Here is a 23,580-nt window from a genome sequence, read left to right as displayed (position 1 = left end):
CGCAGCGTCATCCCCGTCGGCCGAACCGCCCCTGAAGCGACGTCAGCCGCCGCGGGACCAGTCGCCCTGCCGGCCGCCGTTCCACTGGCCGCCGTGCCAGTCGGTGCCGCCGCCGGTGCGGTGCCGGCCGCCGAGGTGACCCTGCTCGCCCGAGCGGTGCGCGGCGATGGTGCGGGCCACGGCCTCCTGCCAGTCCTCGCTGTCCCAGGTGCCGCTGACGCGGGCGTGGCGGCCCGGGGCCGGGGCGTCGCCCGGAGCGTCCGGCCGCGCGGTGTCGTGCGTACCGGTGCTCGCCGCGGTGCCCGTACCCGCACCCGTACCCGTGCCCGTCGACGCGGCCTTCGTGACCGCCGTGTCGGCCTTCGTGGTCTCGGCGGAGACGGCCGCGCCCGCGGCGGTCGGCACCATGGCGTCCTCGACGGACCCGTCCGGTACGGCCCTGGCCGGCCCCTGGGCGGCTTCCGCGACGTCGCCGGAGCCGCCGTGCGGCATGAGCATGGACAGTCCCGCGATGGCGCCGGTCGCCGTCAGCACGGCGGTGCCCAGCGAGCCGCGGCCGGGACCGCCGCGCTGCCCACGGTGGCGGCCCCCGACGACCTCTCCGCTGATGACCTTGACCTCCGCGGCCTCACCCGCCTCCACCGGCTGCGGCCGGGGTATCACCTCGGTGGGGTCCAGCGCACCCGGGTCGGGGTGGCTCGGTGCCTCGGCGGGCAGGGGGAGAGAATCGGCCATGGCTGCGATCATTCACATCCGGCGGCCCGATGTCCAGTTCTCCCGAAGATCCAACTGTCTGTTCATCGTGCGGTATTGGCGCCGAAACCGGGCGGAACCGCTCCGTCGCCGCTCGCACCCCGCCGCCCCGGGGCGCACACTGGTCGCATGCCGGAGCTGCCCGAAGTCGAAGCCCTGGCCGGTTTCCTCACCGGCCGCATGGCCGGCCACGCCATCGCCCGGGTGCTGCCGGTGGCGGTGAGCGTCCTGAAGACCTACGACCCCCCGCTGGACGCGCTGCACGGGCGCACCGTGACCTCCGTCGGGCGCCGCGGCAAGTTCCTGGTCTTCACCACCGACGAGGGCGCGGCCCCGTACCTCGCCGTCCACCTGGCCCGGGGCGGCTGGCTGCGCTGGAAGGACGACCTGCCCACGACCCCGCCCCGCCCCGGCAAGGGCCCGCTGGCACTGCGGCTGCTGATGGCGGAACCGGAGGGCGCCGGCTTCGACCTGACGGAGGCGGGGACGCAGAAGCGGCTCGCCGTCCACTGCGTCCGGGACCTCGCGGACGTCCCCGGCATCGCCCGCCTCGGCCCCGAACCGCTCGATGCCGCCTTCACCCTCGAGGTCTTCGCGGCCCTGCTCTCCGGTGAACGCCGCCGCATCAAGGGCGTCCTGCGCGACCAGGGCGTCATCGCCGGTGTCGGCAACGCCTATTCGGACGAGGTGCTGCACGCCGCCAGGATGTCGCCGTACGCGCTCGCCGCGAACCTCTCCGCGGAGGAGGTCAGCCGGTTGTACGAAGCGCTGCTCACCACCCTCCGGGACGCCGTCGAACGCTCCCGCGGCCTGGCAGCGGGAGACCTGAAGGGCGAGAAGAAGACCGGGCTGCGGGTGCACGGGCGCACCGGCGAACCGTGCCCCGTCTGCGGCGACACGATCCGCGAGGTCTCCTTCAGCGACTCCTCCCTGCAGTACTGCCCCACCTGCCAGACCGGCGGGAAGCCGCTCGCCGACCGGAGGATGTCGCGGCTGCTGAAGTAGCCGCCCGGCGGACGGTGACCCAGGATGACTGGTGACCGAAAGGGTGCGCCATGTCCGATTCCACCGGGTACCGCTATGACGACCTGGGTGCGCTGTTCCTCAACTGCACGCTGAAACGCTGCCCCGAGGTCAGCAACACCGGGGGGCTCATCGACCGAAGCCGCGCCCTGATGGAGGCGCAGGGGGTCCGCACCGAGGTCGTCCGCGCCGTCGACGAGGACATCGCCACCGGCGTCTGGCCCGACATGACCGAGCACGGCTGGCGGACCGACGCCTGGCCCGCCCTGTACGAGAAGGTGCTGGCCGCCGACATCCTCGTCCTGTGCGGCCCGATCTGGCTCGGCGACAACTCCTCCGTCACCAAGCGTGTCGTCGAACGGCTTTACGCCTGCTCCAGCCTGCTCAACGACCGCGGCCAGTACGCCTACTACGGCCGGGTCGGCGGCTGCCTCATCACGGGCAACGAGGACGGCGTCAAGCACTGCGCCATGAACCTGCTCTACAGCCTCCAGCACCTCGGCTACACCATCCCGCCGCAGGCCGACGCCGGCTGGATCGGCGAGGCCGGCCCCGGGCCCTCCTACCTCGACCCGGGCTCCGGCGGCCCGGAGAACGACTTCACCAACCGGAACCTCGCCTTCATGACCTGGAACCTGATGCACCTGGCCGCCCTGCTCAAGCGCTCCGGCGGCATCCCGGGCCACGGCAACCAGCGGAGCGCCTGGGACGCCGGCTGCCGCCCCGACTTCGCGAACCCGGAGCACCGCTGACATGCGCATCGCGATCTTCGGAGCCACCGGCCACGTGGGACGCGAACTCGTGGCGCAGGCGCTCGACGCGGGCCACCACGTGACCGCCCTGGCCCGCGACCCCGCCGGGCTCCCTCCGCACGAACGGCTGACGGTCGTACCCGGCGACGTCCGGGACCCCGAGGCCGTCGGCCGTGTGATCGCGGGCGCCGACGGGGTGCTCAGCGCCCTCGGCACCCGCTCCCCACGCGGCGAGACGGTCTGCGCCGACGGGATGCGGCGCATCCTCCCCGCCATGCGGGCGCTCGGCGTACGGCGGCTGGTGGCCGTCGGCGCGTACGGGTCGGGACCCGGCCGGCGCGGTGTGTACCGGGCCGCGACCTCGCTGGTCATCCCGGCCATCATGCGGGACAAGGACCGTCAGGAGGAGCTGATCCGCGCCGAGGGCGACCTGTGGACGATCGTGCGGCCCGCCGTCGTCACCGGCGGCCGCTACTCCGGCGTCTACCGCACCGGATCCGACCTGCGGCTCGGTCTCGCCTCCCGGGTCAGCCGGGCCGACGTCGCCGACTTCATGCTCCGCGCCCTGGGCTCCGAGGACTGCGTACGGCGGGCCGTGGCCATCAGCTCCTGACCGCCCGGACGGCCCACCGCGGGCGGCGCCCCCCGCGGCGGGCGCCGAGACTGGCCGTACGCGCCCGCACCGCCCCGGAAGGACCCCGCCATGCCCACCAACCGCCGCAAGGACCTCGGACTGCTCGCGCTGCGCCTCGGGACCGGCTCGGTGCTCTTCGCGCACGGCGCCCAGAAGCTCTTCGGCTGGTTCGGCGGCCACGGCCTGGAGGGCACGGGCGAGGCGATGGAGTCCATGGGCTTCCGGCCCGGCCGGCGCAGCGCGCTCGCCTCGGGCCTCGCCGAGGCCGGCGGCGGCGCCCTGCTGGCGCTCGGCCTGGCCACCCCGGCCGCGGGCGCGGCCGCCGCCGGGGGGATGGCCGGAGCCGTCTCCGTGCACCTGCCGGCCGGTTTCTTCTCCGCCTCGGGCGGCTTCGAGCACCCGGCCTTCCTCGGCTTCACGGCCGCCGCGATCGGGATCGCCGGGCCCGGCCGCTACTCCCTGGACCATCTGACCGGCGACGTGCTGGACTGCCCCTGGACGGTCGTGGCCTGCTTCGCGGCCAGTGCCGTCGCCGCGGCGGTGGTGATCTCCCGCCGCAACGCCGCCGTACGCGCCGACATGGCGGCCGAACTGCCGCAGCCCTGACCGGACGGTGGACGCGGCGGTCCGGTCCTGACACAGTCCTGCTCTCGGCACCGAGAGACGGGACAGGGATGGGCGACCGGGCGGACCACCAGTACGAGATCTACCTCAACGGGCTCGCGGGCGTGCTGCCCGCGCTCCCCACCGACCTGACGCGGCTGGAGGAACTGGCCGCCGAGCGCCTGGCGCCCGGCCCCTTCGGCTACGTCGCCGGCAGCGCGGGCAGCGGACGCACGGAACGTGCCAACCGGGAGGCCCTGGACCGGCTGCGGATCGTGCCGCGCATGCTGCGCGACGTGTCCGCGCGCGACCTGACGGTGGAGGTCCTCGGCCGCACGCTGAGCGCCCCGCTCGCGCTGGGCCCGGTCGGCGTGCTGTCGATCGTGCACCCCGACGCCGAGCGCGCGGCCGCCCGTGCCGCCGCCGTGCAAGGGGTGCCCTTCGTGCTCTCCTCGGCGTCCAGTACGCCCATGGAGGAGGTCGCCGAGGCGATGGGCGACGCGGAACGCTGGTTCCAGCTGTACTGGGCCAAGGACCGCGAGGTCACGCGGAGCTTCCTGGGCCGTGCCAGGGCCGCCGGCTACACCGCGCTGCTGGTCACCCTCGATACCCCGTTGCTCGCCTGGCGCCCCCGCGACCTGGACCAGGCGTACCTGCCCTTCCTCAAGGGCATCGGCACCGCCAACTACTTCACCGACCCGGCCTTCCTCGCGGGCCTCGCCAAGCCCGTCGAGGAGGACCTGAACGCGGCCGTCCTGCACTTCGTCGGCATGTTCGCCGACCCCGGCAAGACCTGGCCCGACCTCGCCTTCCTGCGCGAGAACTGGGACGGGCCCATCGTCCTCAAGGGCGTGCAGCACCCCGACGACGCCCGTCTGGCCGCCGACGCCGGCATGGACGGCGTCGTCGTCTCCAACCACGGCGGCCGCCAGGTGGGCGGCGCGATCGGCGCCGCCGAGACCCTGCCGGGCGTGGCCCGTGCCGTCGGCGACCGCCTCGCCGTCCTCTTCGACAGCGGCATCCGCACCGGCGACGACGTCCTCAAGGCGCTCGCCCTCGGTGCCGACGCCGTCCTCGTCGGCCGCCCCTACGCCTACGGCCTCGGCCTCGACGGCCAGGCGGGCGTCGAGCACGTCATCCGCTGCCTGCTCGCCGAGTTCGACCTCACCCTCGCCCTGTCGGGCCACTCCCGTCCGGGGGACCTGGGTCCGCAGGCGCTCTCCCCGGGGTCGTGACCGGGCGTCAGGCGGGGGCGCCGGCCGGCTTGCGGACGCGGAAGGCGAACTGCCCGCAGTAGGTGAGCTTGCGGAGGTTCGCCAGGGCGGCGCCGCGCTTCGTCCGCTGCGCCCAGGTGTCGATCTCGGCGTTCAGCGGCGACGCCTCGTCCCAGTACCGGCCGTACTCGGGCGGCCGGCCGTGGTACGAGCGCATGATGAGGGTGACCCCGTCCAGGGAGGGCCGGATCTCCTCCAGGGCGAGCCCGGCCTCCTCGACCAGCACCCGGAAACCGTAGGGCGTGTAGTTCCAGAGGCTGAAGGAGTGGTACGGCTCGAACTGCGAGGTGCTGCCGATGAAGACCGCGCCCGGTCGCAGCACGCGGCCGATCTCGGCCAGCAGCTCCCGCGGACGGGAGACGTGCTCGAACACCTGGTGCGAGTAGATCAGCGGGACGGCGCCGGTGCGGAAGGGCAGCCGGACGCCGTCGTAGTGGACGACCGGGTCCCCGCCGGCGGTGCGCTGCCGCGCCTCGGGGGAGTCGCCGATGTCGACGCCCACCCAGCGCACCTTCGGGTTGTGCCGGCGGAAGCGCGCGGCCGAGGTGCCGCGGCCGCAGCCGAGGTCCACCACCTGGTCCGGTGCCTGGGCGGAGGTCATGGCCTCGTCGAGGTAGAAGCGCGACGTGACCTGGCGGGCGTGGTCGTCGGGGATGCAGTCGCGCATGAGCTCCCACAGGGTTGCCATGGACCCGATGCTACGGACGGCCCGCGGGCCGGGACCAGCGGCGCGCGGCCGGGGCGGTGCCCGCACCGCCGTCCGGGCCCCGTCCCGCGCCATGCGGACCGGAACTGACCGCAAGGCAGGCGAGCATGACGGTATGACGACGACGTTCCGTGGCCTGGCCACCATCCGCTACCACGCACAGGACCTCGCGGCCGCCAAGGCGTGGTACACCGAACTGCTGGGCATCGAGCCCTACTTCGACACCCCGGACTACATCGAGTTCCGCCTCGGCGACCACAGCCAGGAGCTGGGCGTCTCCCGCACGCCCTCCGCGCCCGCCGGCGTCGTCGCCTACTGGCACGTCGACGACCTCGAGACGGTCTGGGAGCGCCTGATCGCCCTGGGCGCCCGCCCGCACGAGGCACCGCGCGACCACGGCCACGGCTTCGTCGCCGGCGCGGCCCTCGATCCCTTCGGCAACCTGCTCGGCGTGATGTACAACCCCCACTTCGTGGAGACGGCCGGGCCGACCGGAGGCGCCGGCCGCAGCGTCACCGGTGCACCAGCAGGAGGGTGAACCAGACCGTCTTGCCGTCGCTGGACGGCCGGGTGCCCCAGCCCGTGGCCAGGGCCTCCACCAGCAGCAGACCGCGCCCCGACTCGTCGCCGAGTTCGGCCGGACGGCGCTGCGGGATGTGCGTGCTGTGGTCGGTGACCTCGACGGTGATCTCCCGGTCGGTACGGTGCAGCCGCAGCCGCAAAGGCCCCTGGGCGTGCCGCACGGCGTTGGTGAGGACTTCCGAGGCCAGCAGGCAGGCGGCGTCCGCGATCTCCTCGCAGCCCCACTGCGCCAGGGTCTCGCGGACGAAGCCGCGCCCCTCGGCGACCGCCGAGGGGACGGCCGTCACCTCCATGGTGGTCGCGGCGAGCGGAGCCTCGGGCAGCCGGGCGAGCAGCAGGGTGACGTCGTCGGCGTGGCCGTCGGCGTCGGGGCGGAGCGAGGCGAGCACCATGTCGGCGGCCTCCTCCAGCCCGGGGGAGCGGGCGAAGGCGGTGCGCAGTTCCGTGCCGAGCCGGCGCAGCTGTGCGTCGATGTCGGAGCGCGGCGTCTCGACCAGCCCGTCGGTGTACAGCACGAGCGTCGACCCGGCGGGGACGGGCAGGCACACCTGCTGGTGCGGCACGTCGCCGACGCCGAGCGGCACGCTGATCGGCGCGGGCAGCTCGCGCACGGCGGCCCCGGGGCCGGGATCCACCAGCAGCACCGGCAGATGGCCCGCCGAGCAGACCGTCACCTCGCCCGCGTCCGGGTCCACCACCAGGTAGCAGCAGGTGACGAGCTGGTCGGGCAGGTCGGTGACGAAGGCGTCGAGCGCCTGCATCAACTGCCGCGGGGGTATCCCGGTCTTGGCCAGCGCGCGGGCCGCCGAACGCAACTGCCCCATCACCGCGGCGGCCTCCAGGCCACGCCCCATCACATCGCCGATGAGCACGCCCACCTGACCGCCGCCCAGCGGGATGAGGTCGAACCAGTCACCGCCGACGCCCGCGCCCTGGGTGGCCGGGAAGTAGCGGCTGGCGGTGCGCATGCCGGGCGGCTCGGCCGGTGACCCCATGAGGCTGCGCTGCAGGGTCAGCGCGATGTGCCGCTGCTGCCGGTACAGCTCCGTCAGCTCCTCCTCGGCACGCTTGAGGTCGGCGATGTCGCGCACGATGGAGCAGGCGCCCACGATGGCCCCGTCGCGGTCGCGGATCGGCCAGAGGGTCACGTCCACGTCCAGCAGCCGCCCGGTGCTCGTCACCCGCAGCGTCTCGAAGTGCTCCACCCGCTCGCCCCGGCCGAGCCGCTGCAGCAGGGTCGCGATCTCCTCCTTCAGGTGCGCCGGGGCCAGCATGGACACGTGCCGGCCGATGGCCTCCTCCGCCGCGTAGCCGTACAGCCGCTGTGCCGCGGCGTTCCAGTAGGTGATGCGGCCGTCGAGGGTCTTGGCGAGGATCGCGTCCTGGGACGACTCGACGAGCACCGCCAGCTCGTTGATGCGCTCCTCGGCGGCCTTGCGCTCGCTGACGTCGCGCACCGCCGCGGAGATCAGCAGGCCGTCGGCGGTCTGCAGCGGACTCAGGCTGATCTCGACGGGGAACTCCCGGCCATCCTTGCGCAGCCCGTACAGCTCCAGCCCGGCGCCCATCGGCCGTACCTGCTGGTTGTCCGCGTAGCCGTGCCGGTAGGCGGGGTGGTGGCCGCGGAAGCGATCGGGGACCAGCACCTCGACGGGACGGCCCAGCAGTTCCTGCCGGGTGTGGCCGAACAGGGACTCGGTCTGGGCGTTGACCAGTCTGATGACACCGGTGCCGTCCACGATGACCATCGCGTCCGGGGCCGCCTCCAGCAGCGCGCGGAACATCTCCTCGGCGGCCGGGTCGCCGACCGCCGGGGCCGGCATGTCGGTCCTGGTCTCGTGCATCGTGGTCCCCCTGTCCATCCGGGCGTCCGTTCGGGGCCGATTCCGGGACCGTAGGGCCTGGCGGCGGGCCGTGCCGGGGATGCGCCGAAACCGGTCCGGTTCGCCCGAATCCGCTCAATCCGCGATCTTCCCTGCCCCCTCCTGCGGCACGCGCACTCCAGATCACGGCCCGTGTCGGACATCCCGTCGGCGTCCGGACCACCGCAAGAGGCCCCATCCGGCCCTAGCGGACCGTCATCGGGAGTGCCGAGTCTGGGAAGGAGAGGTCTCCCGTACCCGACGTTTCGGAGGAAGCCATGCACGACGAGGAGCTCCGTGCCCTCGACGCCCATTGGCGCGCCGCGAACTACCTGGCCGTCGGCCAGATCTACCTGATGGGCAATCCGCTCCTGGCCGAACCGCTCCGCCCCGAACACGTGAAACCACGGCTGCTCGGCCACTGGGGCACCTCGCCCGGCCTGAACCTCGTGTACACCCACCTCAACCGGGTGATCAAGGCCCGCGGGCAGCGGGAGCTCGCCGTCTGGGGCCCGGGGCACGGCGGCCCGGCCGTCCTGGCGAACGCGTGGCTGGAGGGTACCTACTCGCAGACCTACCCGGACGTCCCCCGTGACGCCGCGGGCATGGACCGGCTGTTCCGGCAGTTCTCCTTCCCCGGGGGCGTGCCGAGCCACGTCGCGCCGGAGACCCCCGGCTCGATCCACGAGGGCGGTGAGCTGGGCTACTCGCTCTCGCACGCCTACGGTGCCGCCTTCGACCACCCCGAACTCGTCGTCACCTGCGTCATCGGCGACGGCGAGGCCGAGACGGGGCCGCTCGCCGCGTCCTGGCACTCCAACAAGTTCCTCGACCCCGTCCACGACGGCGCCGTCCTGCCCGTGCTGCACCTGAACGGTTACAAGATCGCCAACCCGACCGTGCTGGCCCGCATCCCGGAGGGCGAGCTCGACGAACTGCTGCGCGGCTACGGACACGAGCCGCTGCACGTCACCGGGGACGACCCGATGGCCGTCCACGCCGCGATGGCCGAGGCGATGGACACCGCCCTGGACCGCATCGCGCAGATCCAGGCCGCCGCCCGCGAGGGCGGGGAGAGCGGGCGCCCGCGCTGGCCCGTGATCGTGCTGCGCACGCCCAAGGGGTGGACCGGCCCGGCCGAGGTCGACGGCCTGCCCGTGGAGGGCACGTGGCGCGCCCACCAGGTGCCGATGGCCGCGGTCCGCGACAACCCCCAGCACCTGCGCCAGCTCGAGCAGTGGATGCGCTCGTACCGCCCGCAGGAGCTGTTCGACGAGCACGGCGCGCCCACCTCCCAGGTGCTGGCCTGCGTCCCCGAGGGCGACCTGCGGCTCGGCGCCACCCCGTACGCCAACGGCGGGCTGCTGCTGCGCGACCTGCCCGTGCCGCCCCTGGAGCGGTTCGCTGTCGAGGTCGACAAGCCGGGCGTGACCCTGCACGAGCCCACGCGGGTCCTCGGCGACCTGCTGGAACGCGTCATGGCCGACACCACCGAGCGCCGCGACTTCCGGCTCGTCGGCCCCGACGAGACCGCCTCCAACCGGCTCCAGGCGGTCTACGAGGCCAGCGGCAAGGCCTGGCAGGCCGAGGTCCTCCCCGTCGACGAACACCTGGACCGGCACGGCCGCGTCATGGAGATCCTGTCCGAGCACACCTGCCAGGGCTGGCTGGAGGGCTACCTCCTCACCGGCAGGCACGGGCTGTTCTCCTGCTACGAGGCCTTCGTCCACATCGTCGACTCGATGGTGAACCAGCACGTCAAGTGGCTGCGCACCACGCGGGCGCTGCCCTGGCGCCGCCCCATCGCCTCCCTGAACTACCTGCTGACCTCGCACGTGTGGCGGCAGGACCACAACGGCTTCTCACACCAGGACCCCGGCTTCATCGACCACATCCTCAACAAGGCGCCCGAGGTCGTGCGGGTCTACCTGCCGCCGGACGCCAACACCCTGCTGTCGACCGCCGAGCACGTGCTGCACAGCCGCGACTACGTCAACGTGGTCGTCGCCGGCAAGCAGCCCTGCTTCGACTGGCTCGACCTCGACGCCGCCCGCGCCCACTGCGCCCGCGGCGCCGGGGTCTGGCAGTGGGCGGGCACCGAGGACGGCACCCGTGAACCGGACGTCGTCCTCGCCTGCGCGGGGGATGTCCCCACCCAGGAGGTGCTGGCCGCCGCCTCGCTGATCCGCCGTCATCTGCCCGAGCTGGCCGTACGGGTGGTCAACGTGGTCGACCTCGCGCGGCTGGTGCCCAAGGACGAGCATCCGCACGGCATGGCGGACCCGGAGTACGACGCGCTCTTCACCCGCGACAAGCCGGTGATCTTCGCCTACCACGGCTACCCGTGGCTCATCCACCGGCTCGCCTACCGCCGCACCGGCCACGCCCACCTGCACGTGCGCGGCTACAAGGAGATCGGCACCACGACCACGCCCTTCGACATGGTCGTCCGCAACGACCTCGACCGCTTCCGGCTGGTCATGGACGTCATCGACCGCGTGCCGGGGCTCGCGGTGCGGGCCGCGCCGGTACGCCAGCTGATGGAGGACGCCCGGCTGCGGCACCACGCGTGGATCCGCGAGCACGGCGTGGACCTGCCCGAGGTCACCGACTGGACCTGGCCGGGGCGGTGAGCGGCTGACCGGCAGGCGACCGTCAGCCGTCCTTCACGGCGCGCCGCCCGCGGCCGACGCGGGCGGCGCCTCCTGCTCCGCCTCCCCGAACCGTGCCAGGGCCAGTGCCCCCGCGATCGAGAGCACGAAGCCGAGCACGGCGAGCGGGGCCCGGTCGTGCCGCGTGGAGTCCCCCAGCCACACCACCCCGAACAGCGCGGGCCACAGGGACTCGGTGATGACCATCGCCGCCGTCGCGGCGGTCACCGAGCCCGCCTGGAGGGCGTCCACGAGGAAGACGAAGCCGGTGATCCCCGAGATGACGACGGCGTACGTCGCCGGGTCCGCGAGCAGTTCGCCCACTTCGAACCCGACCAGCATCCGCACCGCGACCGCCACGACGCCGAAGCCGAGCCCCGCCACGGCGCCGAGCACCGCCGCCCTGCTCCGCGTCGCACGGCGGTCCACGATCCGGCCGGCGACCGCCAGCACGACCGCCGTGACGAGGATCGCCAGCCGCAGCCGCAGGTCCCCCTCGCCCCCGCCGTCCCGGCCCGCGGAGACCGCCAGCACCGCGAGCCCGACGCACACCGCGCCGACCGCTGTCCACTCCGCCGCACGCAACCGCACCTTCAGCAGCACCGCCGCCACGACCGCGGTGACCGCGAGGGAGGACGCCAGCGCCGCCTCGACCACGAACAGCGCCAGGGACCGCAGCGCGACCAGCTCCGCCGCGAAGCCCAGTGCGTCCATCCCGACACCCGCGACGAACGGCCAGCACCGCAGTGCCGCCAGCAGCGTCCGCGCGCCCGAGCACGGCGCCCCGGGCGAGCCCGCGGCGGCCCGGCGCGCGCCCATGGCCTGTATCACCGTCGCCGTCCCCATCAGGACGGCGGCACACAGAGCGAAGGCGATACCCGGTCCCATGCACGGACCGTAACGGCCGGAGGCGGGCGGCCGGTGCGACCGCCACGCGTCATCCCCCGCCTGCCTGCGCGCCGAAGGCGACGAGCAGCACGGCGACGCCGACCGTCAGCCAGGCGACGGAGTCCCCGGGCAGCCCCGAGTGCAGCCGGCGCAGCGGCACCACGGCCGTCCGGGTCACCGCGCCGGCGGCGGTACGGGTACGCCGCGCGAGGGCGCCGGAGGCACCGGGGCCCCACACGGCGGCCGCGGCCAGGGCCGCGGCGGCGGCCGAGGAGAGCAGGCCCAGCAGCACGCCCTCCGGCGTCCACCCGGCCGCGGGCGGCATGTGCGCAGGACCGGCCGCCCGCGACGGGCCGAGCGTCGCGGCGGCGTACCCCGCGTGGTCGGTGAACACCGTGGCGGAACGGGCGAGGGAGGCGCCCACGGCGGGGACCGTGCCGACCGCCAGGCAGCCGAGCAGCAGCAGCGCCGGGACGGTGACCATCATCACCGGCAGCACACGGCGCGGCCCGCGGATCTCGGGCTCCTCGCCCTCCCCACTGGTCTCCGGCTCCCAGGGGTGGGACGCAGGACGGGGACCTGCGCCGTGGAAGACCCGCAGCGCGGCGCGCAGTACGGCGCCGCCGGTCACCGCGGAGGCCACGAGGTACGCGGCGGGCAGCCACCCCAGCCAGTGCGCAGCGGCGTCCTCCGCCAGCGCCTTGCCCAGCCCGGTGCCGAAGGGCGGCAGCCCCGCGAGCACCAGTCCGGCCAGCAGGAACAGCGCGCCGGGCAGCACCAGTTCCCGGGCCCTGCCGTGCAGCCCGTGCTCGTCGACCGAGCCGTACCGGTCCAGTAGCACCCCGGTCAGGCCGAACAGGGCGGCCTTGGCCCCGGCGTGCCCCGCGACGTACACGGCGGTGCCCGCGGTGCCCAGCGGCGTGAGCGTGGCCACGCCCACCAGGAACAGCCCCACGTGCGAGATGGTGGAGAAGGCCAGCAGACGTTTCAGGTGCCGCTGTTGCCAGCACATCACCGCCCCCACCAGAGCGGTCAGCACCCCGAACGCCGTCAGGGTGTCCCGCAGCGCCTGCGGGGGGATGCCGCCGGGACCGGAGAAGACCGCCCAGTAGACGCGCGTGACCCCGTAGACGCCCAGCTCGACCATCACCCCCGACAGCAGCATGCACACCGGCGTCGGGGCGACGGCGTGCGCGTCGGGCAACCACAGGTGGAAGGGGACCGTCGCGGCCTTCACCAGCAGCCCCGTCACGACCAGCACGAAGCCGCACACCACGACGGCGTCCGGCCCGCCGTGCCGCGCCAGTTCACGTCCGATCGCGGCGAAGCCCAGCTCGCCGGTGCGCGCGTACAGCAGGCCGATGCCCATCAGGGAGGCGTACGCGCCCAGCGAGTTGACCAGGCCGAAGGTCAGCGCGCCCTGCAGCGGGCGGGGATCCTCGATGCGGTACCCGGTGAGGGCGTACGCGACCACGCCCATCAGCTCGAAGAAGACGAAGGCGTCGAAGAGGTCGCCGGTCAGGGCGAAGCCGCACATGCCCGCCTCGAAGAGCAGCAGAAGGGCGGGGAAGTTCCCCGCGTGGTCGCCGCCCGGCTCGGCGTAGTAGCGCCACGAGTAGACCACCACCGCCAGCACCAGCACCGCGGCGAGCAGCGCCATCCCGCCGCCGACCCGGTCCGCGGCCAGGACGACGCCGACGCCGTGGCCGCTCGGGGCCTGCGGCCGCCAGCCGCCGAGCCACGCCACGGACAGCCCGTCGCCCGTGCCCGCCCACAGCGCCGCCACGACCACGACCTCCGCCGCCGCGCAGACCGTGGCCAGCACGTCGCAGCCCAGCCTCGGCAGCCATCTGCCGCACACGGCCAGCAGCACCGCGCCGAGCAGCGGAACGGCGACGGCCAGCGGCAGCAGGGCGTCCGGCCCCACGGTCGGCGCCCTCAGCCCTTCAGTCCGGTCAGCGACTCCGGGTCCAGGGTGCCGTGCCGCTTGCGCAGCTGGATGACCAGGCTGAGCAGCAGCGCGGTCACCACCGCCCCCACCACGACGTCGGTCAGGGTCATCGCCTGCACGACCGGGTCGACGACCGGGGTGCGCACGGAGGTGTCGGAGTAGACGGGGGCGGTGCCGCCGCGCCGGTAGCCGACGGCCAGCAGCAGCACGTACGTCCCCGACTGGGTGACGCTCAGGCAGCCCACGGCCTGGATCAGGTCACGGCTGGTCACCAGCCCGTACATCCCGGCCAGGAAGACCCAGCCGGCCACGAGGTAGGGCAGCACGCTCACTTGTCGGTCACCTCCACGGCCTGGTCGAGGAAGGCGGCGAGCAGGACGACGACGCCCGAGCCCACCTCCACCCCGACGGCGGCGTTGATCAGCGGTACGAGCCCGCCGGAGGCCAGGTCGCGGAAGGTCCCCAGCGGCAGCGTGTTGGCCAGGTAGGCGCCGGCCACCGCGAGCCCCACCAGGCCCAGCGCCGTGAACGCGGCCGCCGCGAGGGCGTCCGTCACCTCCAGGACGGCCAGCGGGCGCACCCGGCCCAGCACCCGGTAGTCGGCGGCCACGTACGCCAGGTGCAGGCCCGCGGCCAGCACCACGCCGCCCTGGAAGCCACCGCCCGGGCTCAGCTGGCCGTGCGCGACGACGTACCAGCCGGTCAGCAGCGTCACCGGCAGCAGCAGCGCGCCGAACAGCCGGGTGGCCGGCAGCACGGACAGCGGCGCCGGGCCGACCTTGTGCTCGTCACGGGCCGGCCGCAGCAGCACGGTGGCCCCCAGGACCGCCGCGAACAGCACGGACTCCTCGCCGAGGGTGTCGAAGGCCCGCTGGTCGAAGTTGACCGAGGAGACCACGTTCGCGGTGTGCCGGGTCAGCGCCGCGGCGACCGCCCGGTCGCCGTAGGGGTGGACGTCACCGCCGAACGGCGGCAGCCCGGCGCAGGCGAGCGCCCAGCCCGCGAACAGCACCGCCGCGGCGACGGCGAACAGCCGGATCCGCGCGCCGCGCCTCACCGGCCCTCCCGCCCGGTCCGCTTGGCCGCGGGCCGCCGGACCCGGCGGACGGTGAGGAGGATCAGCAGCGGCGTCAGCACCGAGCCGACGGCCAGCTGCGACAGCGCCACGTCCGGTGCCTGGAACACGGTGAACAGCAGCGCGAACGCCAGGCCCAGGAAGGCCAGCACGACCGACTGCCGGACCGGGTCGCGGGTCAGCACGGCCGCCGTGGCCGTCACCGCCACCAGCAGCAGCGCGATCACCACCAGCACATCGGTGCCCGTCACGTGGCGGGCTCCCTGCGCTCGTCCATGCGTACGGTCAGCCGCCCGAGCGCCATCGTGGTCACCGTGCCGCCGGCTGCCAGCAGCACGCCGATGAACAGCAGTTTCAGCGCGGCGCGCCCCGGCCCCGTCTCCACCGCCAGGGCCAGCGCCACCAGCGGGGCGCCCAGCGCGCCAGCGGGGGACAGGGCGTGCAGCCGGCGGTAGGGGCCGGGCAGCAGGACCAGCGCCGCCGCGGACAGCAGGAGCACGGCGCAGCCCGTGACCAGCAGCGCCAGGGCCAGCAGGTGACGGACCGTCATGTCGCCGCACCGCCGCCCTCGTGCGGTTCCCCGGCCAGGAACCGGGTGAACACCAGCGTCCCGACCGGCCCCAGTACGGCCAGTACCAGTGCGAGATCGCCGTACGAAGTGCGCCCGAAGCCCTCGGCCAGCAGCAGGAGCACCACCGCCACCAGCGTCGTCGCCAGGCTCACCCCGGCCAGCCGGGCGTGCGCCGCCCCGCGCAGCACCAGCCAGGCGCACGGGCCCAGCCCGGCGCTCATGAGCACCCCGGCCGCGATCAGCCACGCGTTCACCGCCGCACCTCCTCGGCGCCCAGCGCCCGCTCCATCGCCGACGCGCCGCCACCCAACCGGTGCACCGTGACGGCGCGTTCGCCGCTGTCGTCGACGTCCACCACGACGGTGCCCGGGGTGGCGGACAGCATCACCGTCGCCCATCCCGCCCCGACGCCCTCCGGCAGCCGCAGGGTGTGCAGGCCGCCGCGGTGCGCTCGCCCGCCGACGGCCGCCACGGCCAGTTGCCAGGTCTCCGAGAGCACCGCACCCGGCCAGGCGCGTACCGCACGTGCCCCGTACCGCGCACCGCCCGGCGCCGCGTCCGCGGCCTTCCGTACGGTGTGCGCGGCGATGCCGGCCAGCAACGCGCCGGCCGCGCCGACGATGACCTCCAGCACCGTGACGGGCCCGATCAGCACCACGTACAGGGCGAGCAGCACGAGCAGCCACCCCGTCACCTCGGCCGCCGTGCGCCCCATCCTGCCCTCCCGGATCCGTCCGCCCCGTCCGCCAGGTCTACCGGCCGCGGCGCACCCGGCCCGCCCCGCGCGCCGCCCGCACGGCCGCTGCCACCCGTTCGCCGCACCGCGGTCGAGGCGCGTGTACCCGCGTCCCGGCGGGCCATTCACCTCATCGGAGGATCGGGAATGCCGCCTTTGCAGGGATATGCTCCCGTGGGGCGATGGTTGGCGACGTGCAAGGAGAAGGCAGTGGTGAAGAGTTGGCGCGCGGTGGCGGTCGTCCTGGCCCTTGCGGCGGAGGGGTTCCTGGTGTCCTGCGACGCGGGCGGCGACGGGGCACCCGGTGCCGACGTCACCGGCCCCGCCGTGCCCTCGGGGGGAGGGTCACCCGGCGGCGCGACCGGCGGGTCCTCCCCGCACTCCTACGAGATCTCCGGCGCGAAGGCGCTCGACGTGCGCAATGAGAACGGCTCCGTGCGGATCACCGTGGGGAGCGGGCCGATGTCGGTGACCGAGACCCTGGAGTACGGCGCCGTGAAGCCGGCCACCCGTCATCAAGTCGAGGGCGGCACCTTGCGGCTGGTCGGCTCCGGGTGCGGGAACAGCCGGCCGTGCAAGGTCGACTACGTCGTCAGGGTGCCCCCCGCGACGCCCGTCACCGTCAGGGTGGACAACGGGGAGGTCGAGGCGGACGGCGTCACCGGCTCGGTCGACCTCGGCACGGGCAACGGCGGCGTCACCGGCAGCGCGCTCGGCGCCCGCCGGGCGTCCCTGACGAGCGGGAACGGCACGGTCGAGGCGACCTTCGCCGTCGCACCGCAGGAGGTCACCGCCACCGCCGGGAACGGCATGGTCACCGTCACCGTGCCGCCCGGAACCGCCTACGACGTGCGGGCCCGGACCGGCGTCGGCATGAGGCAGGTGAGCGTGCCGACCGATCCGTCGTCGTCCCGCAGGATCACCGCCACCACCGAGAACGGCATGGTCACGGTGCAGACGGGCTGACCGCCCGCCCGGGCCGCCCCGGGGCGCCGGTCGGCGCGCCCCGGGACCGGTGACGGGTCAGCCGCGGACGGCCCCCTCGGTCGCGCCCGCGATGAAGCCCCGCGCGAAGAGCGCGAAGACCAGCACCAGGGGCGCGGAGGCGATGAGCACGGCGGCCATCACGACGCTGTAGTCCGTGGAGCGGCCGACGTTGAGCTGGGCCAGGGCGACCTGGAGCGTGATGTGCTCGGGGTTGACCAGGGCGATCAGCGGCCAGACGTAGTCGTTCCAGGCGTTGACGAAGGCGTAGATGCCGAGGAACGCCAGCGCCGGGCGGATCATCGGGAGCACCACGTGCCAGTACTGGCGCAGGAAGCCGCAGCCGTCCATGCGGGCGGCGTCGAGAAGTTCGTCGGGGACGCCCCCGCTGACGTACTGGCGCAGCCAGAAGATGCCGAAGGCGTTGGCCAGCGCGGGCGGGATGAGCGCCTTGAGCGTGCCGAGCCAGCCCAGGTGCATCATGATCAGGTACTGCGGGATGATCGCCAGCTGCAGCGGCAGCATCATGAAGACGAGCAGCACCCCGAAGAGCCACTTGCGCCCGGGGAAGTCGAACTTGGCGAAGGCGAAGGCCGCGATCGAGTCGACGAGGAGCACGAGCACGGTCGAGACGCAGGCGACCGCCAGCGTGTTGAGCATCGAGCCGAAGAAGTCGATGCTGTCGAGCACCGTGCGGACGTTGTCCAGCAGGTGCGGGCCGAAGGAGACCTTTGGCGGCGTGCGGTAGATGTCGCGGGTGGTGTTGGTCGCCATGACGATCGTCCAGTAGAACGGGAAGACCGAGACGAGGACCGCGACGATCAGCACGAGGTGCGCGGTGAGCCCCTTGGGGCGCAGCGACCGTGCGGTGCGCGTCATGACTTCCTCCCGCGCTGGACGAGGCGCCAGTTGACGACGACGAGCACGAGGATGAGCACGAAGAACGCCCAGACGATGGCGGCCCCGTAGCCGAAGTCGTTGTTGGAGAACGCCGATTGGTAGAAGTAGAGCAAGGTGGTCAGACCCGCCTGGCCGGGGCCGCCGAGATTGGCGTTGGCCGCGTTGCTCCCGAACAGGACCTGCGGCTCGGTGAAGCTCTGCAGGCCGTTGACGGTCGAGATGACGACCGTGAACAGGATGACCGGGCGCAGGATCGGGATCGTGATGCGCAGGAAGGTCCGCACCGGCCCGGCCCCGTCGATCCGCGCCGCCTCGTAGACCTCGCCGGGGATGGCCTGCATCCCCGCCAGGTAGATGATCATGTTGTACCCGGTCCACTGCCAGGTCATCAGCAGCGCGATGACCAGCTTGATGGTCCACGGATTGCTCATCCACTGGACCTCGGGCAGGCCGGCCATGTGCAGGATCGCGTTGACCAGGCCGAAGTTGTTGCTGAAGACCGCCCCGAAGAAGATCGCGATGGCGACGATCGAGGTGACGTTCGGCAGGAAGAGCGCGATCCGGTAGAAGGACTTGAAGCGCCGCACGGAGTTGAGCAGCGTGGCCAGCACCAGCGCCCCCAGGAGCGTCGGCACCGTCGACAGCACCCAGATGGCCAGGGTGTTGCGGATCGACAGCCAGAAGACCGGGTCGTCCATCAGGAAGCGGAACTGCTGCAACCCGACGAACTGCATCTCGCCGATGCCGTCCCAGCGGTGGAAGGCCAGGTAGAGCGAGTAGAACACCGGCCAGAGCATGAAGACGCCGAAGACCAGGTAGAACGGCGAGATCGCCAGGTACTGCGGCCAGAAGGACAGCACACCGCGCCGGGCGGCCCGCGCCGCCGGCTGCGGCAGGTGGTGCGCGGGCGCGGAGCGGCGCGGACGCAGGCGCGGCCGCCCCGGGCCGCCGCCGGTGGCGTCCACCGCGACGGAGCCGGGGCCGGTGGTCGGAGGCGCCGCCATGTCAGCGCACGCCCTGCCGCTGCGCGATCTGCTTGGCCTGGGCCACGGCGTCCTTCCAGGCATCGTCCGCCTTCTTGCCCTTGGTCTCGACGTTGGTCAGCTCGGTCTTGTACGTCGCCATCAGGGCCGCGTCCGCCGGGGCCTCGTACGCCTCCGGGATCGCCTTGGCGGCCGGCCCGAAGACGTCGATGGTCTTCTGGCCGCCGAAGTACGGATCGCCGGCGGTCATCTGCGGCATCGCGTACGCCGCGGGGGCGGCCGGGAAGATCGCGGCGTCGGCGAAGCCGCGGGCGTCGTTGGCGGGGCTCAGCAGCCAGCTCACGACCTTGAAGGCCTGCTCGGGGTTGCGGCACTGGCGGGGCAGCGCCAGGAACGAGCCGCCGAGGTTGGACGGGCCGCCCGGCATCGGGGCCACGCGCCACTTGCCCTTGGAGTCGGGCGCGGCGGAGGAGATGTCCAGGGCGTGCCAGGCGGCGCCGAGTTCGGTCGCGAGCGTGCCCTTGGCGATGGCCGCGTTCCAGCTGTTGTCGTTGATCTTGGCGTCGAGCCCGAGCCCGTACGGCCGCACGGCCAGGTCCCAGGCGGCACGGATGTGGTCCTGGTCGCCGACGAAGTGGTTGCCGGTGTCGATGAAGCGCTGCGTGCCCTGGCCGACGGCGATGTCGAAGACCGCGCTCGCGCTGTTGATCAGCGACGCCGACGGCACCGCCTTGCGCAGTTCCCGGCCCGCGGCCAGCCAGTCGTCCCAGGTCTTGATCTGCGCCGCGACCTGCTCCGGCTCGGAGGGCAGCCCGGCCTGCTCGAAGAAGTCCGCGCGGTAGAACATCGCGGTGGGGCCGATGTCGATCGGGAAGCCGATCTGCCGGCCGTCCTCGCTGCGCGCCAGCTTGCTCTTCCACTCCAGGTACTGCGGGGCCACGTCCTTGAAGCCCAGGTCGTTGAGGTCCAGGAAGCGGTTGGCGTTGGGCAGGAAGGAGGCCATGTCCTCGCCCTTGATGCCGGTGATGTCGGGCACGGACTGGCCGCCGGTCAGCGTCGTGAGCAGCTTCTGCTTGAAGTCGCCGCCTATCTGCGCGGACTTCAGGGTCACTTCGGTGAAGTGCGCCTCGGCGTCCTTGACAACCTTGTCACTCAGCCCGCCGCCCCAGTACCAGAGCGTGAGGTTCTTGCCGTTCCTGGTGCCGCCCGTTCCGCCGCCACCGCACGCGGCGGTGAGGCCGGCGGCCGCGGCGGTGAGCACGGTCGCCTGCAGGAATCGTCTGCGGGAAAGGTCCACGGGGTTCTCCTACTGCTCGGGCTGATCGGCGTGGTGCGGGCCGGCGGCGGTCGTCGCGGCGGCCGGCACGGTGTGGTCGAGGAAGGCGTACGCGGAGCGCAGGTCGTCGTTGCCGGGGGAGTCGCGCACGGACCGCCACCAGCGGGCGACGGCGGCCACGTCCGGTGCGGCGGCGGCGCCACCGATCCGCCGCACGGACAGCGCGGCGACGAGGTTGGCGAAGCGGAGCCGGTCGGCGAGCGGGCGGCCCGCCAGGGTGGCGGCGACCAGCCCGGCCCCGAAGACGTCGCCGGCGCCGGTGGTGTCGACGGCGTCCACCGGCAGACCGGCCACCGACACGCTCTCGCCCGTCGTGGAGTCCACCGCCAGCGCGCCCCCGGCGCCGTCGGTGACCACGGCGAGCGGCACGAGGTCGGCCAGCCGGGACAACGCCGCCCGCGGGGTGCCGGTGCGGGTGTAGGCCATCGCCTCCTCGGCGTTGGGCATGAAGGCGTGGCACAGGGCGAGCTGTTCCAGCACCGCCGGGCTCCAGCGCTCCGAGGGGTCCCAGCCGACGTCGGCGAAGACCAGGGTGCCCGCCGCGTGCGCGCGCCCCACCCACTCCAGCGGCTCGGCGCCGATGTGGGCGATCGCGGCCCGGCTCGCCGGCGGTTCGCCGATCATCGCGTCCGGGCCGAGCGGCGGCTCCTGGCCGTGGGTGACCAGCGCCCGGTCGCCGTCGTACGCGAGCGAGACGGTCACCGGGGTCGGCCACCCGGCGAAGCGGCGCGAGCGGGAGAGGTCGACGCCCTCGGTCACGGACAGCTCGTGCCACAGGTGCGTGCCGAGCAGGTCCTCACCGAAGGCCGCGGACAGCGACGTGCGCAGCCCCAGCCTGCTCAGCGCGACCGCGAAGTTGGCGATCCCGCCGGGCGACGTGCCCATGCCCTTGGTCCACACCTCGGCGCCCGGGGTGGGAGCCGAGGGGAGCCCGGTGAAACCCAGGTCGAAGAAGAGCAGCCCTGACAGGAAGACATCGGCTGCCTCCTCCCGGGTGCTGCGGGCGTGCGTCGACCGCGGCATTGCGACCTACCTCTCCAGGGGCACCGGCGCGGGGCGCCCGGTGCTTCGTGTCCCCCCGGTCCAGGCCCGGACAGGGGGACGCCCCGGCCTGAAGTAGGCAAGAGCTTGCATGCTGTGCAGTGGTTTGACAAGGGTCAATCACAAACCTGCTCGACTTTGATTGACTTTGCAGAGAGCCCGGGTAGGGTTCGTGCCATGCTCCCCGACCGACGACATGAGCTGATCCTCCGTGCGCTGCGGGCGGACGGCCCCACCTCGGTGACCGTGCTGGCCGAGCGGATCGGCGCCAGCCAGGCCACGATCCGCCGCGACCTCATCCAGCTCGAGGACGAGGGCCTGCTGAAGCGTGTCTACGGCGGCGCGGTCCCGCTGACCGGCGAGGACGACCCGTTCCCGGACGTCGCCGCCGTCCGCGTCGAGGCCAAGGACGCCATCGCCGTCCGGTGCGCCGAGATCATCAAGGACGGCGAGACCGTGCTGCTGGACATCGGGACCACCGCACTGCGGGTCGCCCGGCACCTGCGCGGCCGCTCGCTCACGGTGATCACCAGCAACCTCGCGGTCTACGAGGAGCTGCAGGACGAGAAGGACGTCCAGCTGGTGCTGCTCGGCGGGGTCGTGCGCCGCGAGTACCGCTCCCTGGTCGGCTTCCTCACCGAGGACAACCTGCGCCAGGTCCGGGCCGACCGGCTGGTCCTGGGCACCAGCGGCATCCGCCCGGGCGGGCAGATACTGGACACGACCGCCGTGGAGGTGCCCGTCAAAAGGGCCATGATCGCGGCGAGCGACCAGGTGGTGCTCGCGGCGGACGCCGGGAAGTTCCCCGGCACCGGCATGGCCCGCGTGTGCGGGCCCGAGGACATCGACGTCGTGGTGACCAACGCCCCGGCGGACGCGACGACCCGGACCTCGCTGCGCGAGGCGGGGGTGGAGGTGGTCGAGGTATGAGGCTCACGATTCTCGGTGGTGGCGGCTTCCGCGTCCCGCTGGTCTACCGCGCCCTGCTGGAGGACCGTGCGGCGGGCCGCGTCACCCACGTGACCCTGCACGACCTGGACCCCGGACGCCTGGACGCCATCGTCCGGGTGCTGCGGCAGCAGGCGCAGGGACACCCCGACGCGCCCGGGGTCACCGTCACCACCGACCTCGACGAGGCCGTCACCGGCGCCGACTTCGTCTTCTCCGCGATCCGCGTCGGCGGTCTCGCCGGACGCGTCGTCGACGAGCGCGTCGCCCTCGACGAGGGCGTCCTCGGCCAGGAGACGGTCGGACCCGGCGGCATCGCGTACGGGCTGCGCACCATCCCCGTCGCCGTCGACATCGCCCGCCGCATCGCGCGGCTCGCGCCCGACGCCTGGGTCATCAACTTCACCAACCCCGCCGGCATGGTCACCGAGGCCATGTCCCACCACCTCGGCGACCGCGTCATCGGCATCTGCGACTCGCCCGTCGGCCTCGGCAGGAGGGTGGCGCGCGCCCTGGGCGTCGACGCCGGCCGCGCCTGGTTCGACTACGCGGGCCTGAACCACCTCGGCTGGCTGCGGGCGGTGCGCGTGGACGGCGTCGACCTGCTCCCGCGGCTGCTGGCCGACGAGGCGGCGCTCACCTCCTTCGAGGAGGGCAAGCTCTTCGGCGCCGACTGGCTGCGCACCCTCGGCTCGGTGCCCAACGAGTACCTGAACTACTACTACTCCAACCGCGAGACCGTCGCCGCCGCGCGCGACGCCGAGCACACCCGCGGCGCCTTCCTCCTGGAGCAGCAGCAGCGCTTCTACGAGACGATGCGCGCCCCGGGCACCGAGCCCTTCGCGGCCTGGGACGCCACCCGCCTGGAGCGCGAGACCACCTACGGCGCCGACGTCCGGGAGGCCGCGGGAGCCGGCGAACGCGACTCGTGCGACCTGGAGTCCGGCGGCTACGAGAAGGTCGCCCTCGCCCTGATGCGGGCCATCGCCCTCGACGAGCGCACCACGCTCATCCTCAACGTCCGCAACCGCCGCGCCCTGGAGCCGCTCGACGCCGAGGCCGTCGTCGAGGTGCCCTGCCACGTGGACGCCAACGGCGCCCGCCCGATCGTCGGCGATCCGCTGCCGGGCCACGCCGTCGGCCTGGTCACCTCCGTCAAGGCCGTCGAGCGCGACGTCATCCGGGCCGCCACCACCGGCGAGCGCACCGCCGCCCTGCGCGCCTTCGCGCTCCACCCGCTCGTCGACTCCGTCGCCGTCGGCCGGCGTCTGCTCGACGGCTACCGCAAGCACGTACCCGACCTCGCCTACCTCCGGGACTGAGGGGA

25 protein-coding genes are annotated in these 23,580 nt (G+C 73.6%); 10 read left to right on the top strand and 15 right to left on the bottom strand.

The window, feature by feature from the left end:
- Positions 1-42: 42 nt before the first annotated feature.
- Entirely contained in the window at positions 43-735 is a 693-nt protein-coding gene (locus PV410_RS16100; RefSeq protein ID WP_500325100.1) for a hypothetical protein, read from the bottom strand.
- Between the two features lie 147 nt (positions 736-882).
- Between PV410_RS16100 and PV410_RS16095 the strand changes: the two genes are divergently transcribed.
- The 5 genes from PV410_RS16095 (at position 883) to PV410_RS16075 (ending at position 5,000) form a co-directional block, all read left to right on the top strand.
- Complete coding sequence (locus tag PV410_RS16095; RefSeq protein ID WP_500325098.1) at positions 883-1,758, top strand: Fpg/Nei family DNA glycosylase; 876 nt, start codon at positions 883-885, stop codon at positions 1,756-1,758.
- A gap of 50 nt (positions 1,759-1,808) precedes the next feature.
- On the top strand, positions 1,809-2,528 hold the full coding sequence (locus PV410_RS16090) for a flavodoxin family protein (RefSeq protein ID WP_500325096.1): 720 nt from the start codon (positions 1,809-1,811) through the stop codon (positions 2,526-2,528).
- A 1-nt stretch (position 2,529) separates the two neighbouring features.
- On the top strand, positions 2,530-3,141 hold the full coding sequence (locus tag PV410_RS16085) for an NAD(P)-dependent oxidoreductase (protein ID WP_500325094.1): 612 nt from the start codon (positions 2,530-2,532) through the stop codon (positions 3,139-3,141).
- A 90-nt stretch (positions 3,142-3,231) separates the two neighbouring features.
- Positions 3,232-3,768, top strand: coding sequence for a DoxX family protein (locus tag PV410_RS16080; RefSeq protein WP_500325092.1), 537 nt, complete (start codon positions 3,232-3,234; stop codon positions 3,766-3,768).
- 68 nt (positions 3,769-3,836) lie between these two features.
- Positions 3,837-5,000 (top strand): lactate 2-monooxygenase, encoded by a 1,164-nt coding sequence (locus PV410_RS16075; RefSeq protein ID WP_500325090.1) that lies wholly within the window; start codon positions 3,837-3,839, stop codon positions 4,998-5,000.
- Between the two features lie 7 nt (positions 5,001-5,007).
- Here the strand turns inward: PV410_RS16075 and PV410_RS16070 are convergent, their stop codons facing one another.
- Positions 5,008-5,727, bottom strand: coding sequence for a class I SAM-dependent methyltransferase (locus PV410_RS16070; protein WP_499510480.1), 720 nt, complete (start codon positions 5,725-5,727; stop codon positions 5,008-5,010).
- A 133-nt stretch (positions 5,728-5,860) separates the two neighbouring features.
- Between PV410_RS16070 and PV410_RS16065 the strand changes: the two genes are divergently transcribed.
- Entirely contained in the window at positions 5,861-6,283 is a 423-nt protein-coding gene (locus tag PV410_RS16065; RefSeq protein WP_500325088.1) for a VOC family protein, read from the top strand.
- Here PV410_RS16065 and PV410_RS16060 read toward each other — a convergent pair.
- Entirely contained in the window at positions 6,258-8,171 is a 1,914-nt protein-coding gene (locus tag PV410_RS16060) for a PAS domain S-box protein (RefSeq protein WP_500325087.1), read from the bottom strand. The two genes, PV410_RS16065 and PV410_RS16060, sit on opposite strands and share 26 nt — an antisense overlap.
- A gap of 236 nt (positions 8,172-8,407) precedes the next feature.
- Between PV410_RS16060 and PV410_RS16055 the strand changes: the two genes are divergently transcribed.
- Positions 8,408-10,822: a phosphoketolase family protein gene (locus PV410_RS16055; protein WP_500325252.1), complete on the top strand. Its 2,415-nt coding sequence runs from the start codon at positions 8,408-8,410 to the stop codon at positions 10,820-10,822.
- Between the two features lie 33 nt (positions 10,823-10,855).
- Here the strand turns inward: PV410_RS16055 and PV410_RS16050 are convergent, their stop codons facing one another.
- From PV410_RS16050 to PV410_RS16015, 8 genes are read right to left on the bottom strand one after another with little or no spacing between them, the layout of a single operon-like run.
- The gene (locus tag PV410_RS16050; RefSeq protein ID WP_500325085.1) at positions 10,856-11,728 is read right to left on the bottom strand and encodes a DMT family protein; all 873 of its coding nucleotides are present in this window, start codon (positions 11,726-11,728) and stop codon (positions 10,856-10,858) included.
- 49 nt (positions 11,729-11,777) lie between these two features.
- A complete protein-coding gene (locus tag PV410_RS16045; protein ID WP_500325083.1) occupies positions 11,778-13,655 on the bottom strand; it encodes a complex I subunit 5 family protein in 1,878 nt (625 codons plus the stop codon).
- Between the two features lie 11 nt (positions 13,656-13,666).
- Positions 13,667-14,011, bottom strand: coding sequence for a sodium:proton antiporter (locus tag PV410_RS16040; protein ID WP_500325081.1), 345 nt, complete (start codon positions 14,009-14,011; stop codon positions 13,667-13,669).
- A complete protein-coding gene (locus tag PV410_RS16035) occupies positions 14,008-14,736 on the bottom strand; it encodes an MnhB domain-containing protein (RefSeq protein WP_500325080.1) in 729 nt (242 codons plus the stop codon). Before PV410_RS16035 ends, PV410_RS16040 begins: the two co-directional genes overlap by 4 nt.
- Positions 14,733-15,005 (bottom strand): Na(+)/H(+) antiporter subunit B, encoded by a 273-nt coding sequence (locus PV410_RS16030; RefSeq protein WP_500325078.1) that lies wholly within the window; start codon positions 15,003-15,005, stop codon positions 14,733-14,735. Before PV410_RS16030 ends, PV410_RS16035 begins: the two co-directional genes overlap by 4 nt.
- The gene (locus PV410_RS16025) at positions 15,002-15,304 is read right to left on the bottom strand and encodes a monovalent cation/H(+) antiporter subunit G (RefSeq protein WP_500325077.1); all 303 of its coding nucleotides are present in this window, start codon (positions 15,302-15,304) and stop codon (positions 15,002-15,004) included. Before PV410_RS16025 ends, PV410_RS16030 begins: the two co-directional genes overlap by 4 nt.
- Entirely contained in the window at positions 15,301-15,579 is a 279-nt protein-coding gene (locus PV410_RS16020; RefSeq protein ID WP_500325075.1) for an MrpF/PhaF family protein, read from the bottom strand. The genes PV410_RS16025 and PV410_RS16020 overlap by 4 nt, the downstream gene beginning before the upstream one ends.
- Positions 15,576-16,040 (bottom strand): Na+/H+ antiporter subunit E, encoded by a 465-nt coding sequence (locus PV410_RS16015; RefSeq protein ID WP_500325073.1) that lies wholly within the window; start codon positions 16,038-16,040, stop codon positions 15,576-15,578. The genes PV410_RS16020 and PV410_RS16015 overlap by 4 nt, the downstream gene beginning before the upstream one ends.
- A 234-nt stretch (positions 16,041-16,274) precedes the next feature.
- On the opposite strand from PV410_RS16015, the gene PV410_RS16010 reads away from it, so the two are divergent.
- The gene (locus tag PV410_RS16010; RefSeq protein WP_500325071.1) at positions 16,275-17,027 is read left to right on the top strand and encodes a DUF4097 family beta strand repeat-containing protein; all 753 of its coding nucleotides are present in this window, start codon (positions 16,275-16,277) and stop codon (positions 17,025-17,027) included.
- 57 nt (positions 17,028-17,084) lie between these two features.
- Here PV410_RS16010 and PV410_RS16005 read toward each other — a convergent pair whose 3' ends face one another.
- From PV410_RS16005 to PV410_RS15990, 4 genes are all read right to left on the bottom strand, one after another.
- Positions 17,085-17,924: a carbohydrate ABC transporter permease gene (locus tag PV410_RS16005; protein WP_500325070.1), complete on the bottom strand. Its 840-nt coding sequence runs from the start codon at positions 17,922-17,924 to the stop codon at positions 17,085-17,087.
- Positions 17,921-18,805, bottom strand: coding sequence for a carbohydrate ABC transporter permease (locus PV410_RS16000; protein WP_500325250.1), 885 nt, complete (start codon positions 18,803-18,805; stop codon positions 17,921-17,923). The genes PV410_RS16005 and PV410_RS16000 overlap by 4 nt, the downstream gene beginning before the upstream one ends.
- A 145-nt stretch (positions 18,806-18,950) precedes the next feature.
- Positions 18,951-20,225 (bottom strand): extracellular solute-binding protein, encoded by a 1,275-nt coding sequence (locus PV410_RS15995; RefSeq protein WP_500325068.1) that lies wholly within the window; start codon positions 20,223-20,225, stop codon positions 18,951-18,953.
- A gap of 9 nt (positions 20,226-20,234) precedes the next feature.
- The gene (locus PV410_RS15990) at positions 20,235-21,287 is read right to left on the bottom strand and encodes a carbohydrate kinase family protein (protein WP_500325066.1); all 1,053 of its coding nucleotides are present in this window, start codon (positions 21,285-21,287) and stop codon (positions 20,235-20,237) included.
- 195 nt (positions 21,288-21,482) lie between these two features.
- Between PV410_RS15990 and PV410_RS15985 the strand changes: the two genes are divergently transcribed.
- Both PV410_RS15985 and PV410_RS15980 read left to right on the top strand, forming a co-directional pair.
- A complete protein-coding gene (locus tag PV410_RS15985) occupies positions 21,483-22,235 on the top strand; it encodes a DeoR/GlpR family DNA-binding transcription regulator (protein WP_500325064.1) in 753 nt (250 codons plus the stop codon).
- Positions 22,232-23,575: a 6-phospho-beta-glucosidase gene (locus PV410_RS15980; protein ID WP_500325063.1), complete on the top strand. Its 1,344-nt coding sequence runs from the start codon at positions 22,232-22,234 to the stop codon at positions 23,573-23,575. The genes PV410_RS15985 and PV410_RS15980 overlap by 4 nt, the downstream gene beginning before the upstream one ends.
- Positions 23,576-23,580: the final 5 nt, after the last annotated feature.

Source organism: Streptomyces sp. PA03-5A (genome assembly GCF_033792725.1).
Classification (GTDB): domain Bacteria; phylum Actinomycetota; class Actinomycetes; order Streptomycetales; family Streptomycetaceae; genus Actinacidiphila.
This window is presented reverse-complemented; position numbering and strand designations above follow the sequence as displayed.

Bases quoted from the DNA above. Each gene is read 5' to 3' on its own strand.
- PV410_RS16095 (WP_500325098.1), top strand. From the start codon at position 883: ATGCCGGAGCTGCCCGAAGTCGAAGCCCTGGCCGGTTTCCTCACCGGC.
- PV410_RS16015 (WP_500325073.1), bottom strand. From the start codon at position 16,040: ATGGGGCGCACGGCGGCCGAGGTGACGGGGTGGCTGCTCGTGCTGCTC.
- PV410_RS16100 (WP_500325100.1), bottom strand. From the start codon at position 735: ATGGCCGATTCTCTCCCCCTGCCCGCCGAGGCACCGAGCCACCCCGAC.
- PV410_RS16085 (WP_500325094.1), top strand. From the start codon at position 2,530: ATGCGCATCGCGATCTTCGGAGCCACCGGCCACGTGGGACGCGAACTC.
- PV410_RS16090 (WP_500325096.1), top strand. From the start codon at position 1,809: ATGTCCGATTCCACCGGGTACCGCTATGACGACCTGGGTGCGCTGTTC.
- PV410_RS16025 (WP_500325077.1), bottom strand. From the start codon at position 15,304: ATGACGGTCCGTCACCTGCTGGCCCTGGCGCTGCTGGTCACGGGCTGC.
- PV410_RS16050 (WP_500325085.1), bottom strand. From the start codon at position 11,728: ATGGGACCGGGTATCGCCTTCGCTCTGTGTGCCGCCGTCCTGATGGGG.
- PV410_RS16080 (WP_500325092.1), top strand. From the start codon at position 3,232: ATGCCCACCAACCGCCGCAAGGACCTCGGACTGCTCGCGCTGCGCCTC.
- PV410_RS16060 (WP_500325087.1), bottom strand. From the start codon at position 8,171: ATGCACGAGACCAGGACCGACATGCCGGCCCCGGCGGTCGGCGACCCG.
- PV410_RS15985 (WP_500325064.1), top strand. From the start codon at position 21,483: ATGCTCCCCGACCGACGACATGAGCTGATCCTCCGTGCGCTGCGGGCG.
- PV410_RS16065 (WP_500325088.1), top strand. From the start codon at position 5,861: ATGACGACGACGTTCCGTGGCCTGGCCACCATCCGCTACCACGCACAG.
- PV410_RS16070 (WP_499510480.1), bottom strand. From the start codon at position 5,727: ATGGCAACCCTGTGGGAGCTCATGCGCGACTGCATCCCCGACGACCAC.
- PV410_RS15980 (WP_500325063.1), top strand. From the start codon at position 22,232: ATGAGGCTCACGATTCTCGGTGGTGGCGGCTTCCGCGTCCCGCTGGTC.
- PV410_RS16075 (WP_500325090.1), top strand. From the start codon at position 3,837: ATGGGCGACCGGGCGGACCACCAGTACGAGATCTACCTCAACGGGCTC.
- PV410_RS16005 (WP_500325070.1), bottom strand. From the start codon at position 17,924: ATGACGCGCACCGCACGGTCGCTGCGCCCCAAGGGGCTCACCGCGCAC.
- PV410_RS15990 (WP_500325066.1), bottom strand. From the start codon at position 21,287: ATGCCGCGGTCGACGCACGCCCGCAGCACCCGGGAGGAGGCAGCCGAT.